Here is a 13,083-nt window from a genome sequence, read left to right as displayed (position 1 = left end):
GTGCTATTTTTGCCGCGCGCAGTGTAAAGCACATTGCCCGCGCAGACCACGCTTTTGGCCTGATATTCTTCTGCGCGTATTACCACATCAGATCGTCAGGCACTTTGAAGTCGGCATAGGGATCGTCTTCATCCTGCGCTTCCTGGCTTAGTGCACTGTTGAGCACAATGCTGTCGGCATCGCGCTGGGCGATTTTATCAGCCACGCTTGCGGGAATAATTGCGTACTCCGGCTCGCTGCGGTTTTCCGTCATCAGACGGGCAATCGCCAGACGGCCGCTAATCAGCTGCGCCTGCGTCACCTTATCGACGACGATTTTTTTGATCAGGTTGTTATCGGTGAAGTTGAAGTTGATATCACCTCTGTTGATGGTGATGCGGTTCATCTCAATCAGCTGCTTCACCTGCGCTTTATACTCTTTGGCGAGCGTCGCCTGCTTCTGCTGCTCGTTAAGCTGCTTATCACGCTCAAGCTGCGCCTTTTTGTTCTCTTCTACCGCTTCTCTCGCCTCACGCGCCTGCACGCGGGACTTCTTCGCCGTGCGCTGCACTTTGGCCATCTTTTTGCTGTTGACCAGCCCCGCCTGCAGGAGCTGCTCTTGTAAGGTAAGTTTTGCCATTTTCGCTTCTGAATCCGTTAACAAATTTCCCGGATTATAGCGGGAATTGTTAAGGATATACCAGGCGCAGGATCAGACCATTTAACGCCGTCAGGTACGACATCTGTGTAAAAGGGTTTTCTCACGCGGGCTGTCGCTGTAGTCTCAAGGGCGGCCTTAATTTTGCCGCATACAATGTGAGTAATCCTTTCCCTGGTTTTAATAATAAAAAATTGCAAGATGTAAGGAACAGACAGGACAGCTATGGACTCCACACTCATTCCCCCCCGACCCGATGAGCAGACCCCATCCTCCCACCGCGCACGCCGTGCTGCATGGGGCAGCTTTGCGGGCGCCGTGGTCGACTGGTTCGATTTTTTACTCTACGGCATCACCGCCGCGCTGGTGTTTAACAGCGAATTTTTCCCGCAGATCGACCCGGCAATGGGCACGCTTGCCGCTTTTGCTACCTTTGGCGTCGGCTTTCTGTTCCGCCCGCTCGGCGGCATTGTCTTCGGCCATTTCGGCGACCGCTTAGGACGTAAGCGGATGTTGATGATGACCGTCTGGATGATGGGCATTGCCACCGCCTGCATTGGCATACTCCCCTCTTTCGCCACCATTGGCTGGTGGGCACCGGTATTGCTGGTGACTCTGCGCGCCATTCAGGGCTTCGCCGTTGGCGGTGAATGGGGCGGCGCGGCGCTGCTGGCAGTGGAGAGCGCCCCGGCCGGTAAGAAAGCCTTCTACAGTAGCGGCATTCAGGTGGGCTATGGCGTCGGCCTGCTGCTCTCCACCGGGCTGGTTTCGCTGATCAGCACGCTGACCACCGATGAGCAGTTCCTGAGCTGGGGCTGGCGTCTGCCGTTCCTGTTCAGCATTGTGCTGGTGCTTGGCGCGCTGTGGGTACGTAATGGCATGGAAGAGTCGGTAGAGTTCGAACGCGCGCAGGCAGACAAGCCCACTGAGGTGAAAACCCGCCCGCCGGTGTTTGAAGCGCTGGTTCGCCATCCGGGCGCGTTTCTTAAGATTATCGCCCTGCGGCTGTGCGAACTGCTGACCATGTACATCGTCACCGCCTTTGCGCTTAACTACTCAACGCAAAACCTGGGCATGCCGCGCGAACTGTTCCTCAATATCGGGCTGCTGGTGGGCGGCGTCAGCTGCTTTACTATCCCGCTCTTCGCCTGGATGGCAGATCGCTTCGGGCGTCGGCGTATCTATATTACCGGTGCCCTGCTCGGGGCTATGAGCGCATTCCCCTTCTTTATGGCGCTGGAAGCACGCTCTATTCTTGGCGTAGTTATCTTCTCCATTTTGCTGGCGAATATCGCCCACGATATGGTGGTCTGCGTCCAGCAGCCGATGTTCACCGAGATGTTTGGCGCAGGTTATCGCTACAGCGGCGCGGGTGTCGGGTATCAGGTCGCAAGCGTGGTCGGCGGTGGCTTTACACCGTTTATCGCCGCCGCGCTTTTAACCTTCTCCGGCGGCGAGTGGCACAGCGTGGCGATCTACCTGATGGCGGGTTGCTTGCTCTCAGCGGTGACGGCGATATTTATCAGGCCGCAGGTGCACTAAGCCGATAAAAAAGCCTGCGTCTGCGCAGGCTTTTTTTGGCGTTAAATCTGGTAATCAATCGCCGCTTCATCCGGCTCCATCACCTGGCGTTTGATCTCATCGACCGACAACCCGGCATTACAGAGTTCAATAAAACGCCAGACATAGTTGCGCTGCAACTGCCCGCGCTTTAACCCCAGCCAGACCGTATTCGCATCGAACAGGTGCCGGGTATCGAGGCGCACCAGTTTCCCCGTTTCATGCTCACCGCTGGACTGCTCAGCCACCAGCCCGACGCCGAGACCCAGCTCGACATAGGTTTTGATCACATCGGAGTCCTGCGCGCTCAGCACCACGTCGGGAATTAACCCTTTGCGGGAAAAAGCTTCATCAATGCGCGAGCGCCCGGTGATGCCCTGACGATAGGTGATAAGCGGCCAGCGGCAGATCTCCTCCAGCGTCAGCGGTGAGGCCTGCGCCAGCGGATGATCCTGCGGCACCAGCAGGCTGTGATGCCAGCGGAACCATGGGAAAGCGACCAGCGCGCTGTCATTGCTCAAGCGCTCGCTGGCGATACCGATATCTGCGCCGCCGTTATGCAGCAGGGTTTCAATCTCCTGCGGCGTCCCCTGGATGAGCTCAAGGCGAACCTCAGGAAAGAGCGCGCGGAAGGATTTGATTACCGACGGCAGGCTGTAACGCGCCTGCGTATGGGTGGTTGCGATGGTTAAAACACCGGAGGTGTCATTGGTGAAGAGGTCGGCGAGCCTGCGGACGTTGCTCGCCTCGTTAAGAATGCGCTCGGCAATCACCAGCAGCGCTTTGCCCGGCTCGGTCATACCCAGCAATCGCTTGCCGCGGCGAATGAAGATCTCAATCCCCAGCTCCTCTTCAAGCTCGCGGATATGTCGACTCACGCCGGACTGCGACGTATACAGCATGTTGGCGACTTCCGTCAGGTTGTAATCCCGCCGCGCCGCCTCACGGATAATTTTAAGTTGCTGGAAGTTCACCCTTCGCTCCTGGCCCATCAATCATGACGTTATTGTTAAAGTCTGCGGCCAGGCAGAACAAATAATAAAAACCAGCAACTTATACTTTTAAGGAATAAAGACTAGCTTGCCAGTTGCAGCTCGCGGTTCTCCATCGTCGGACGGCTGACCAGCGACAGCAGAATGTCTTTCACCGCTTGCGCCTGTGGTGACATGCTGCCGCGTGCGGAGACATTGAGCGACAACGGCAGGCTCATTGATGGCGTAGTGATGCGCGCCATCCAGCCGTTTGTGGCGCTACAGAGCGAGCGCGCGGCGGATTCCGGCAGCACAGTCACCCCCATTCCGCTGGCAATCGCCGCCGTCAGAGTGGCAATCGACTCAATCTCACCGATGATCTTCGCCGTCAGGCGGCGCAGAGAGAAGGCTTCATCCACCCGTAAACGCACGGCACTGTAATCGCGCGGCAGGAAGAGATTGAGTTCAGCAACCGCCGCCAGATCGACGCTCTGCCCCGGGCAATCCCGCGTGCCGACGAGGTAGAGATCCTCTTTCAGCAGCGGCAGGCTATTAATCCCGGCACCCGGCGCGCGCTCATAGAGCACTGCCATATCGAGCTGGCCGTTTAACAATTTGTCGTTCAGCACCGTGCCGCTGTTTTCATGCAGGTAAACGGTCACTTCCGGCAACTCGGCGCGTACTGCTTGCAGCAGCGGCATGGTCACTGAGGATGCCGCCGTACCGGGCGCAAGGCCAATCGATACCTGGCCGCGCAGTGTCTGGCCGACGTTGTGCACCGCCAGCTGCGCTTGTTCACACTGGCGCAGAATGGTGCGCGCATGGGTATAGAGGATCTTGCCCGCTTCCGTCGGCGTGACGCCGCGCTTGGTGCGGATCAGCAACTGTTGATCCATCTCGCCTTCCAGCGTTGCGACCTGCTGGCTCAGCGCAGGTTGCGCAATATGTAACACTTCAGCGGCCTGCGTCAGGCTGCCAATATCGACGATTTTTACGAAGTACTTCAGGCGTCTTAAGTTCATTTTGCCTCCTGTAAGGATTACCCATGCCAACGCTAAGAGTGATGATGTTGGAGGAGTTGCAATATGCTTGCCACATTTCCTGAGATGAATAAAAGGAGAGTTAAGCGGCTGGATAATAAGCCTTTCTAATCGCTACGGGATAAATAGAGCATGAAACAGCGGTTTGCTTATGCCCCATAAGGGGTAATTTGCACCAGCGCGGTGCAAAACAGCGCCAAAAGCGGCGCAAATGGGCGCGGGATGAACAGATTGCCCAATTTGTCAGCAAACGGTCATCTCATTGCAATCCACCCTTTGACAAGGCCGATGGTCATCGATAATATGCGCCCCGTTCACACGATTCCTCTGTAGTTCAGTCGGTAGAACGGCGGACTGTTAATCCGTATGTCACTGGTTCGAGTCCAGTCAGAGGAGCCAGATTTAGAAAAGCCCGCTTTTAAGCGGGCTTTTTGCTTTTCTGCATCAGCCGCCCTGCTCCATCGGCAGGTTCTGTCGGCTTCGGCTCCACGCTTTATAGCGCGCCGGTGACATACCGGTCACGGCGCTGAACGCCCGTCTGAAAACCGTCTCATCCTGATATCCGCAGGCAAAGGCCACCTGGCTGACGCTGTTGCCGGGCACCTCAAGCAGCGTTATCGCGCTCTCAATGCGCACACGGGTGATGAAACTTTTCGGGCTCTCCTGCAGCAGGTCGCGCATTTTCCGGTGCAGCGTGCGCGGCGTCATATTGAGCGCGGCGGCAAGTTGCTCAACGGTGATGGCCGGGTTCTGGTAGCGCACCAGATTTTCGGCTTTGGTTAATAGCGGGTCGACGGAGTTGAGAAAGCCTTTAGGCGCATAGAGCTGCTGGGAGAGTGGCTGGCTGTCGGCAACGGCCATATCCGCCATCAGGCGGGCAATCTCTTTTCCGGCGTGGTTAGCGACAATATGCAGCGTTAAATCCACCCACGACAGTGGCCCGCCGGTGGTGATGACATTGCGATCTTCAGCCAGCGCTTTTCCCCACACCGGTTTTGCCCGTGGGTAGCGTTCGCGAAACGTATGGAACAGCCACCAGGTGGTGGTGCAGATCCTGTCCGTCAATAACCCCGCCTCGCCTAGCACAAAGCCGCCCGCACAGGCCCCCGCCACCACGCTTCCCTTGGCATAGCAGCCTTTAACCCACTGCGCGGCCTGCGCAACCGCTTCTGCGTCAATGGGGTGCTTATCCTCATTCAGCTTCATGCCGCTGGCAATAATCAGATCCGGGCGCTCGTCAAACCCACCATCGCTCTCAATCATTCGCCCCTGCGCATCCGGTACGGCTTTGCCTGTGGCTGTTACGATCTGCGTTTCAAAAGGCGCGGTGGCGTGCTGATTTTGCCCGATAACCTGATTTGCCAGCCAGAACATATCCGTTAACCCCGCCAGTGCTGAACGCATACTGCCGGGTAATGCCAGAAGCGCAACGCGCATACGTTACCTCATCACTCTGTCCGATTTTGCATTATAGATGTCAAATAAGACACTACTCGCCCGCCGCAGATTCTTTCACACTCTTCCCAACTTCTCCTCCACTGATTAAGGGCTGGCCATGTGGCGCAACTTCATGCTGTTAACCATGCGGGTTTTTACCCTGCTGCTGATGACCGTTTTTTCCGCCCAGGCAAAGGAACAGACCATGCCTGATATCGTTCTGGTACACGGCGCGTTTACGGATGGCTCCAGCTGGTCGGCGGTGATGGCGCGGCTGCAGGCGATGGGCTATCACGTGACGGCGGTGCAAAACCCTCTTACCTCGCTAAAGGATGATGTTAACGCCACGCGCGCAGTTATTGCCCGCCAGCCGGGCGAGGTTTTGCTGGTCGGCCACTCGTGGGCGGGCGCGGTGATTAGCGAAGCGGGTAACGATCCGCGTGTCAAAGGGCTGGTCTACCTCTCGGCGCTGGTGCCGGACAGCCACGAGTCTGTCGCGGACTTGCTGACGCGTTTACACGCGCCGATGACGGGTTTATCTGCCGACGAACAGGGGCTGATCTGGCTCGACGACCCGGCACTGTTTCATAAGGTGATGGCAAACGACCTCTCCCGCCAGCGGGCGCAACTGCTTGCCGCCGCACAGCAGCCGATTGCCGCACGCGCCTTTACCGACACCCTCACCCATGCTGCCTGGCACGATAAACCGTCGTGGTATCTGGTGACCGAAAATGACGCCGCCCTCAACCCAACCGTGCAAAACGCACTGGCAAAAGCGATCGGCGCGACGCGCGTTTCACTCTACTCCAGCCATCTGTCGATGATCTCTCATGCCGATCGCGTGGCTGAGTTTATCGACCGGGCTGCCCGCTCTCTTCCCTGAACCAGAGGCTATTGGTATGAACATCCTGCATATAGATTCGAGCTTTAATCACGCGCACTCCGTCTCGCGCCTGCTCTCCCGGGAGATTGTCGACCGGCTGATGCAAAGCGGGCGCTATGACGAGGTGGTTTATCGTGATGTTGTTGACGACGAGATAAGCCATCTCACCGCGCCCATCGCCGCAGGCTTCCGGCCGGTGGCAGAGCGCGATCTCTCGGCCGATGTCGCCGTCGAGCATCGTCTCTCCGAAGCGCTGGTCGCGGAGTTTCTGGCAAGCGATCTGATTGTTATCGGCGCGCCGATGTACAACTTCTCCATTCCGAGCCAGCTGAAAGCGTGGCTGGATCGCCTTGCCCAGCCGGGCAAAACCTTCAGCTACACCGCGCAGGGCCCGGTCGGGCTTGCCGGTGATAAACGGGTGATTATCGCCTCTTCGCGCGGCGGCTTTTACCACGATACGCCACTGGCGGAGATGGATTTCCAGGAGCGCTACCTCAACGCCTTTTTTGGTTTCCTCGGCATCACCAACGTCGCGTTTGTGCGGGCGGAGGGGATCTCGAAAGGAGATGCGGTGAAAGAGCGTGAAATTCAGCGCGCTATCGCCTCAGTGGCAGATGTCATTAACCTGTAAGGAGCCGAAAATGTTATACGCAGTGACATTACGCTGGATAACCTCGCCTGAGCGGCTGGAGCCGTGGCGCGAAGGGCATAAAACATGGCTGGTGGAAGGATTTCAGCAAGGGATGGTGATTGTCGCCGGCCCGCTAAGCGACAACTCCGGCGGCTTTATCCTTATGCAGGCGCAAGATGAGAAACAGATTGAGGCTTATCTCCAGCGCGATCCCTTTATTATCAATGCCCTCGTCTCGGTAGATCGGGTCGCAGTTGAGCCGGGGCTGCGCTCAGTGGATTTTCCTGCACAGTGGGCAGCCGCAGCGAAAGCTGTATAGCGAGCAGGCTTAGGGTAAAGTTTTGCGCCACTTTGCCGATAACTCAGTGCGGCGTTTATTTCGCCGTGCTGAGCGATGTTGCTCGACAACAAAAGGATGATCGACATGGATCCAATTCAGATCGCATCATTAGCCAGCAGCCTTGATTCTTATCAGCTCGATAACCAGGTGAACACCCTGGTGCTGAAAAAGGCGCTGGATACGCAACAAACTATTGCAACGGATCTGATCAAACAGATCCCGCAGTTGCCTTCTAATCCGGCTATCGGTCGTACCATTAATACGACTGCCTGACGGATTTGCCCGCCTTGTGCGGGCATTTTTCTCTCCCCTCCTCCCTTGCCTCTTCTCCCCGTCCGGCGTAGGCTTAAGCTAATTAAAACCAATCGGTCTAAATTATGGATGGCGATAATACATTGACGCAAAAGCCGCGTCGTGGCCGCCCGCCGCAAAAGGCACGCGACTTTACCGACACCCGCCAGGCGCTGATCCGCTCGGGTCTGGAGGTGCTGACAGAAACCGGCTATCTCGCCGCCGGGATCGATGCGGTAATCAAAAATATCGCCGTACCTAAGGGATCGTTTTACCACTGCTTTAAGAGCAAAGAGGCGTTTGGTATGGCGGTGCTTGAGGCCTACGGTGCCTTCTTCGCCCACAAACTCGACACGTTTCTGCTTAATACGTCACATACGCCTCTTCAACGGCTGGACGCCTTTGTCCATCACGGCGGTGAAGGAATGGCGAAGTATGATTTCCGCCGCGGATGCCTGGTCGGCAACCTGTTGCAGGAGACGCCGCTGTTACCCGATGCCTTTCCGGAGCAGCTAAAAACCATTCTGCACGACTGGGAGTGCCGCGTGGCAGCGTGCCTGCGCGAGGCGCAAGCCTGCGGCGAACTGCCGCAACAGGCATCGCCCGGGGCGCTGGCCAGCCTCTTCTGGTCCGGCTGGGAGGGTGCGGTGATGCGCGCCAAACTCTTTCGCAGCGCAGAGCCGCTCGACCACTTCTGGGCATTCTTCCGCCAACATATTCAAATAACACCTGCAGAGCCGGCATTACGCCGAAATCCACCCCTCATGACGAGGAAAACGCAGTTATGAAAGCATTAGTTCTGGAACAACATGAGAAACAGACCCTCGCCGCGGTGCAAGAGATCGCCCTGCCGGATCTTGCCGAGGGCAAGGTAAAAGTCGATATCGACTGGTCCTGCCTCAACTACAAAGATGCACTGGCGATCACCGGCAAAGGAAAAATCGTGCGTCAGTTCCCGATGGTGCCGGGCATCGATTTCGCTGGTCGCGTCAGTGAAAGCCGCGATGCGCGCTACACGCCAGGCCAGGCGGTGATCCTCACCGGCTGGGGCGTGGGGGAAAACCACTGGGGCGGCCTGGCAACCCAGGCCTGCGTGAAGGGCGACTGGCTGGTACCGCTGCCGCAGAGCCTGAGCGCGCGCAATGCGATGATCATCGGCACCGCCGGTTTTACCGCCATGCTCTGCGTTAACGCCCTGCAAGAGGCGGGCGTAAAACCGCAGGATGGCACAGTGCTGGTTACCGGTGCCAGCGGTGGCGTCGGCAGCACGGCAGTTGTCTTGCTGAAAGCGCTGGGCTACCGCGTTGCGGCGGTGACGGGTCGCGAATCAACCCATGCGTTTCTGCGCCAGCTGGGTGCCGATGAGATCCTGCCAAGAAGTGAGTTTGACGAGACGCGCCCGCTGGAGAAGCAGCTCTGGGCAGGCGCGGTCGATACGGTTGGCAGCAAGGTGCTGGCAAAAGTGCTGGCGCAAACCAACTATGGCGGCTGCGTGGCGGCCTGCGGTCTGGCGGGCGGTTTCGATCTGCCGACCAGCGTAATGCCGTTTATTCTGCGCAATGTGCGTCTGCAAGGGGTTGACTCGGTGATGGTGCCAACTGAACAGCGCAGCACCGTCTGGGAGAAGCTGGCAAGCACGCTGCCGGAGAGCTATTACCAGCAGGCCGCAACAGAGATCGCGCTCGAACAGGTCCCTGCCACCGCCGCCGAATTCCTCAACAACAATATTCATGGCCGTACGCTGGTCAACATCCACGCGTAACCCGCTTCCGGCGTGCGCTGGCGCGCCGGATCTTTTCTCCCCCCGTTTCTTCCGAATCACTGTCCGGCAACTTTCGTTTCACAAAGTCGTGACATATTATCGGTAGAGCCGTAACGCAGATAAGGAGATAAAAATGACCAACGAGGGTGCAAATCTGACCCCGGAACAGGCGCTGGATCAGCTGGAAGCGCTGTATGACCGCTCCGTCAATGCCCTTCGCGAGGCGATTGGTGTCTATATTGAGAAAGGTGAGCTTCCTGACGTTGAAGCGCGTGAAAAAGGGCTGTTCGTCTACCCGCAGTTGTCGGTGAGCTGGAACGGCAGCGCAAGCAAGCCGTCGAAAACCCGCGCTTATGCACGCTTTACCCATGCGGGCCGCTACTCCACCACGATTACCCGCCCGTCGCTGTTTCGCGCCTATCTTATCGAGCAGCTCACGCTGCTGTGCCAGGATTATGGCGCGCAGATTGAGGTTGGCCTGTCGGCCCACGAGATCCCTTATCCTTATGTGATAGACGGTTCAGAGCTGACGCTGGATCGCTCAATGAGCGCTGGCCTGACGCGCTTTTTCCCGACCACTGAACTGGCGCAGATTGGCGATGAGACGGCAGATGGCCTGTTCCATCCGACCGAGCTCTACCCGCTGTCGCACTTCGACGCCCGCCGCGTCGACTTCTCGCTTGCGCGCCTGCGCCACTACACCGGTACGCAGGTCGAGCACTTCCAGCCGTTTGTGCTGTTTACCAACTACACCCGCTATGTGGATGAGTTTGTGCGCTGGGGTTGCAGCCAGATCCTCGATCCCGATAGCCCCTATATCGCCCTCTCCTGCGCGGGCGGCCACTGGATCACCGCCGACACCGAAGCACCGGAACAGGCCATTTCCGATCTGGCGTGGAAGAAGCACCAAATGCCCGCCTGGCACTTAGTCACGGCAGACGGTCAGGGTATTACGCTTATCAATATTGGCGTTGGCCCGTCGAATGCGAAAACCATCTGCGATCACCTGGCGGTGCTGCGCCCGGATGTCTGGCTGATGATTGGTCACTGCGGCGGCCTGCGCGAGAGCCAGCAGATTGGTGATTATGTGCTGGCGCACGCCTACCTGCGTGATGATCATGTTCTTGATGCAGTCCTGCCGCCGGACATCCCGATTCCGAGCATCGCCGAAGTGCAGCGCGCGCTGTATGACGCCACTAAAGAGGTGAGCGAGATGCCTGGCGAAGAGGTGAAACAGCGGCTGCGCACCGGCACGGTGGTCACCACCGACGATCGCAACTGGGAGCTGCGCTACTCCGCTTCAGCGCTGCGCTTTAACCTGAGCCGCGCGGTGGCAATTGATATGGAGAGCGCCACCATTGCCGCGCAGGGTTATCGCTTCCGTGTGCCTTACGGTACGCTGCTCTGCGTCTCGGACAAGCCGCTGCACGGTGAGATAAAGCTGCCCGGCCAGGCGAACCGCTTCTACGAAGGGGCGATTTCCGAGCATCTGCAAATCGGTATTCGCGCCATCGACCTGCTGCGCGCCGAAGGCGATCGTCTCCATTCGCGTAAGCTGCGCACCTTTAACGAACCCCCTTTCCGATAAACCTGCCTCTCTCACCGCCAGTTTTGGCTGGCGGTGAATTACCAGATTTAGTAGACAGAAGATTCTTAAAATCGCTGCGGTTGGGCGAAACTCAAAAGGGAAAAGGATCTTATCGCTGTTATGCAGATTGGTACCGTGCACAATGAGGCTGCTGCTCATCACACGTAACTAACCGACGATATTGCAAGGTAAAGGAACACAACAAGGAGTCATGGATATGCTTGCGAATATTGCATTGGGGTTGACAGTCATTATCTGCTCTTTCGTAATAATCATTGTGTTTATTGGCGTGCGTAACTCCGTTCTAGCCGGGCGGTCGTATGAGCGCATCAAAAATTCAGGAAAGGAGTCTATCGCCAGGATTACTCATGCGCAGCAGCACGACAATCAAAAAGTTGAAGGTGTTTTGGTGCTGCATTTGCAAGTAGAGTTTGATGCCGCCGGAAAGAGGATTGCTACAGGAAAAGATGTCATCGTAAAATTCTTTGATGCTGATAATTATAAGGTAGGTCGTGAAATCACTATTCGCTATATGACGGATGACCCCACAAAAATTGTAGTAATGGGGGATGTCAGAAATTAACAGCAACTTTGATGAAGCCTGGGCTTAGGACAATTAACATAACCTGATATTCAGGCGGCCTGTATCTACGTCTGCGAAGATGAGATTTCAATTTAAGTGAGTGAACATGGCAACGATAGCAATGTGGATATTAATTTGCTTACTGATCTTTTCCATCGTGATCATCTTTATTAGTGTACGTAATTCAGTGGTCAGCGGGCGCGAGGAAGAAATGATAAAAAATAGAGGTAAAGAGACCACCGCGCTGATCACACATACCGAGCAGAATAAAAACCAGAGTATTGAGGGGGTGTTGCATCTCAACCTCACGCTTGAATTTAGTGCTGATAATCAAGTGAGAGTCACACAGCGCGAGGTTTTTGTTCGTATGCTCCATCTTGATGAGTTCAGGGCAGGAAAGAGTGTGAAGATACGCTATTTAGCAGAAGAGCCAACGAAACTTGTCGTGCTGGGTAATTGCATAAACTGAGGTAACGAGATCAATGGCTATGCAGCATTTTTTCGCCAGCCTGAAGCCTGTTGAGTGGATGAGCATCCTGGTGAGCATTTCCGTCACACTACTCTTTTGCTGGTGGATCTGTTTTGGTTTTAAAGGCAGGTCGACCAGCATTCTCGCTGGGATTATCTACCTTACACGTCACCGTTGGTCCGGCAAACTTCACTCTACGCAGATTGAGTTCTGGGAAGAGACCAATACATTTTATGAAAATGCCCGTTTCGTCGATCTCTTTTTTTATCTTGATTCGTCACCCAATCGTTATTGCGCCAAGGCTCTGGTCTCCCCGCTCCAGCTACATATTTTGCGGCATGGGTTACCGATCGTGGTTAAAAAGGGCAAATGGAAATTCATTGCCGTAATGCACATCGGTGAACATGAGAATGCTGGTTAGCATTGGGTAAGTAAACAACTTAAAAGGAATAGCGGTGTTTAAAAACTGGATTACAAATATGTCAGGGTTTGAGATGACCTTTCTTATGATTGGCATCGCAACGCCTATCGTTTTTATCATCGCCATTTTTTATACCTTCCGCGGAAGCACTACCGGAATGAAAACGGCAAAAGTGTTTCTTACGCGCGAGAAGTGGCCGGGAAAACTGCACAACACACGCATTGTTTCCTGGCAGCAAACGAATATGTTCCATGGCAACAACCTCTTTATCGACATCTTTTTTCATCTCGATAATCCACCGCAATTACACTCTGCAAAAGCTCTCATTACACCCGCGCAGCTGCACCTGCTTAGAAAAGATCTGCCGATCGTGGTGAAAAAAGGGAAGAAGAACAATATCGCAGTAATGCAATTGGGCGCATGGGAAGCTGAGTAGGCGAATAAAGGTATTATCAGAAGACAAAAAGCAA

16 protein-coding genes and 1 tRNA gene are annotated in these 13,083 nt (G+C 55.8%); 13 read left to right on the top strand and 4 right to left on the bottom strand.

What is annotated here, in order from left to right; all coding sequences use genetic code 11:
- Positions 1 to 79: 79 nt before the first annotated feature.
- Positions 80 to 619, bottom strand: a complete 540-nt coding sequence (locus ABIC80_RS02855; protein WP_042712065.1) for a DUF2058 domain-containing protein — start codon at positions 617 to 619, stop codon at positions 80 to 82.
- A gap of 243 nt (positions 620 to 862) precedes the next feature.
- Here ABIC80_RS02855 and shiA point away from each other — a divergent pair, with 243 nt between their 5' ends.
- Positions 863 to 2,179, top strand: coding sequence for a shikimate transporter (shiA, locus tag ABIC80_RS02850; protein ID WP_429175380.1), 1,317 nt, complete (start codon positions 863 to 865; stop codon positions 2,177 to 2,179).
- A 41-nt stretch (positions 2,180 to 2,220) separates the two neighbouring features.
- Here the strand turns inward: shiA and cbl are convergent, their stop codons facing one another.
- Together cbl and nac are read right to left on the bottom strand one after the other, a co-directional pair.
- The gene (gene cbl, locus ABIC80_RS02845) at positions 2,221 to 3,171 is read right to left on the bottom strand and encodes an HTH-type transcriptional regulator Cbl (RefSeq protein ID WP_200580494.1); all 951 of its coding nucleotides are present in this window, start codon (positions 3,169 to 3,171) and stop codon (positions 2,221 to 2,223) included.
- Between the two features lie 101 nt (positions 3,172 to 3,272).
- A complete protein-coding gene (nac, locus tag ABIC80_RS02840; protein ID WP_054803190.1) occupies positions 3,273 to 4,190 on the bottom strand; it encodes a nitrogen assimilation transcriptional regulator NAC in 918 nt (305 codons plus the stop codon).
- 341 nt (positions 4,191 to 4,531) lie between these two features.
- Here nac and ABIC80_RS02835 point away from each other — a divergent pair.
- A tRNA-Asn gene (locus tag ABIC80_RS02835) sits at positions 4,532 to 4,607 on the top strand.
- Positions 4,608 to 4,652: 45 nt separating this feature from the next.
- On the opposite strand, the gene ABIC80_RS02830 is transcribed toward ABIC80_RS02835, so the two are convergent.
- Positions 4,653 to 5,645: a GlxA family transcriptional regulator gene (locus ABIC80_RS02830; RefSeq protein WP_312605090.1), complete on the bottom strand. Its 993-nt coding sequence runs from the start codon at positions 5,643 to 5,645 to the stop codon at positions 4,653 to 4,655.
- A gap of 118 nt (positions 5,646 to 5,763) precedes the next feature.
- On the opposite strand from ABIC80_RS02830, the gene ABIC80_RS02825 reads away from it, so the two are divergent.
- From ABIC80_RS02825 to ABIC80_RS02775, 11 genes are all read left to right on the top strand, one after another.
- The gene (locus ABIC80_RS02825) at positions 5,764 to 6,528 is read left to right on the top strand and encodes an alpha/beta fold hydrolase (RefSeq protein ID WP_429175377.1); all 765 of its coding nucleotides are present in this window, start codon (positions 5,764 to 5,766) and stop codon (positions 6,526 to 6,528) included.
- 16 nt (positions 6,529 to 6,544) lie between these two features.
- Positions 6,545 to 7,159, top strand: coding sequence for an FMN-dependent NADH-azoreductase (locus ABIC80_RS02820; protein WP_200133873.1), 615 nt, complete (start codon positions 6,545 to 6,547; stop codon positions 7,157 to 7,159).
- 10 nt (positions 7,160 to 7,169) lie between these two features.
- Entirely contained in the window at positions 7,170 to 7,478 is a 309-nt protein-coding gene (locus ABIC80_RS02815) for a YciI family protein (protein ID WP_200580490.1), read from the top strand.
- Positions 7,479 to 7,583: 105 nt separating this feature from the next.
- Complete coding sequence (locus ABIC80_RS02810) at positions 7,584 to 7,772, top strand: YjfB family protein (protein WP_054803193.1); 189 nt, start codon at positions 7,584 to 7,586, stop codon at positions 7,770 to 7,772.
- Positions 7,773 to 7,876: 104 nt separating this feature from the next.
- Positions 7,877 to 8,578 carry a TetR/AcrR family transcriptional regulator gene (locus tag ABIC80_RS02805; protein ID WP_200580489.1) on the top strand — a complete coding sequence of 234 codons (702 nt, stop codon included), beginning with the start codon at positions 7,877 to 7,879 and terminating at the stop codon, positions 8,576 to 8,578.
- On the top strand, positions 8,575 to 9,552 hold the full coding sequence (locus ABIC80_RS02800; protein ID WP_429175374.1) for an MDR family oxidoreductase: 978 nt from the start codon (positions 8,575 to 8,577) through the stop codon (positions 9,550 to 9,552). Before ABIC80_RS02805 ends, ABIC80_RS02800 begins: the two co-directional genes overlap by 4 nt.
- Positions 9,553 to 9,685: 133 nt before the next feature.
- The gene (locus ABIC80_RS02795) at positions 9,686 to 11,140 is read left to right on the top strand and encodes an AMP nucleosidase (protein WP_023479170.1); all 1,455 of its coding nucleotides are present in this window, start codon (positions 9,686 to 9,688) and stop codon (positions 11,138 to 11,140) included.
- A gap of 211 nt (positions 11,141 to 11,351) precedes the next feature.
- Positions 11,352 to 11,723, top strand: a complete 372-nt coding sequence (locus tag ABIC80_RS02790; RefSeq protein WP_429175371.1) for a hypothetical protein — start codon at positions 11,352 to 11,354, stop codon at positions 11,721 to 11,723.
- 106 nt (positions 11,724 to 11,829) lie between these two features.
- A complete protein-coding gene (locus ABIC80_RS02785; protein WP_429175369.1) occupies positions 11,830 to 12,192 on the top strand; it encodes a hypothetical protein in 363 nt (120 codons plus the stop codon).
- A gap of 13 nt (positions 12,193 to 12,205) precedes the next feature.
- Positions 12,206 to 12,613, top strand: coding sequence for a hypothetical protein (locus tag ABIC80_RS02780; protein ID WP_429175366.1), 408 nt, complete (start codon positions 12,206 to 12,208; stop codon positions 12,611 to 12,613).
- Between the two features lie 34 nt (positions 12,614 to 12,647).
- A complete protein-coding gene (locus tag ABIC80_RS02775; RefSeq protein ID WP_429175362.1) occupies positions 12,648 to 13,049 on the top strand; it encodes a hypothetical protein in 402 nt (133 codons plus the stop codon).
- Positions 13,050 to 13,083 lie beyond the last annotated feature (34 nt).

The sequence above is a fragment of the Kosakonia sp. 1610 genome, from assembly GCF_050435845.1.
GTDB classification, from domain to species: Bacteria; Pseudomonadota; Gammaproteobacteria; order Enterobacterales; family Enterobacteriaceae; genus Kosakonia; species Kosakonia cowanii.
This window is presented reverse-complemented; position numbering and strand designations above follow the sequence as displayed.

Excerpts from the sequence above, each read along its gene's own strand:
- ABIC80_RS02825 (WP_429175377.1), top strand. The coding sequence starts at position 5,764 with ATGTGGCGCAACTTCATGCTGTTAACCATGCGGGTTTTTACCCTGCTG.
- ABIC80_RS02855 (WP_042712065.1), bottom strand. The coding sequence starts at position 619 with ATGGCAAAACTTACCTTACAAGAGCAGCTCCTGCAGGCGGGGCTGGTC.
- ABIC80_RS02780 (WP_429175366.1), top strand. The coding sequence starts at position 12,206 with ATGGCTATGCAGCATTTTTTCGCCAGCCTGAAGCCTGTTGAGTGGATG.
- nac (WP_054803190.1), bottom strand. The coding sequence starts at position 4,190 with ATGAACTTAAGACGCCTGAAGTACTTCGTAAAAATCGTCGATATTGGC.
- ABIC80_RS02810 (WP_054803193.1), top strand. The coding sequence starts at position 7,584 with ATGGATCCAATTCAGATCGCATCATTAGCCAGCAGCCTTGATTCTTAT.
- shiA (WP_429175380.1), top strand. The coding sequence starts at position 863 with ATGGACTCCACACTCATTCCCCCCCGACCCGATGAGCAGACCCCATCC.
- ABIC80_RS02805 (WP_200580489.1), top strand. The coding sequence starts at position 7,877 with ATGGATGGCGATAATACATTGACGCAAAAGCCGCGTCGTGGCCGCCCG.
- ABIC80_RS02795 (WP_023479170.1), top strand. The coding sequence starts at position 9,686 with ATGACCAACGAGGGTGCAAATCTGACCCCGGAACAGGCGCTGGATCAG.
- ABIC80_RS02830 (WP_312605090.1), bottom strand. The coding sequence starts at position 5,645 with ATGCGCGTTGCGCTTCTGGCATTACCCGGCAGTATGCGTTCAGCACTG.
- ABIC80_RS02815 (WP_200580490.1), top strand. The coding sequence starts at position 7,170 with ATGTTATACGCAGTGACATTACGCTGGATAACCTCGCCTGAGCGGCTG.
- ABIC80_RS02820 (WP_200133873.1), top strand. The coding sequence starts at position 6,545 with ATGAACATCCTGCATATAGATTCGAGCTTTAATCACGCGCACTCCGTC.
- ABIC80_RS02785 (WP_429175369.1), top strand. The coding sequence starts at position 11,830 with ATGGCAACGATAGCAATGTGGATATTAATTTGCTTACTGATCTTTTCC.
- ABIC80_RS02790 (WP_429175371.1), top strand. The coding sequence starts at position 11,352 with ATGGATATGCTTGCGAATATTGCATTGGGGTTGACAGTCATTATCTGC.
- ABIC80_RS02800 (WP_429175374.1), top strand. The coding sequence starts at position 8,575 with ATGAAAGCATTAGTTCTGGAACAACATGAGAAACAGACCCTCGCCGCG.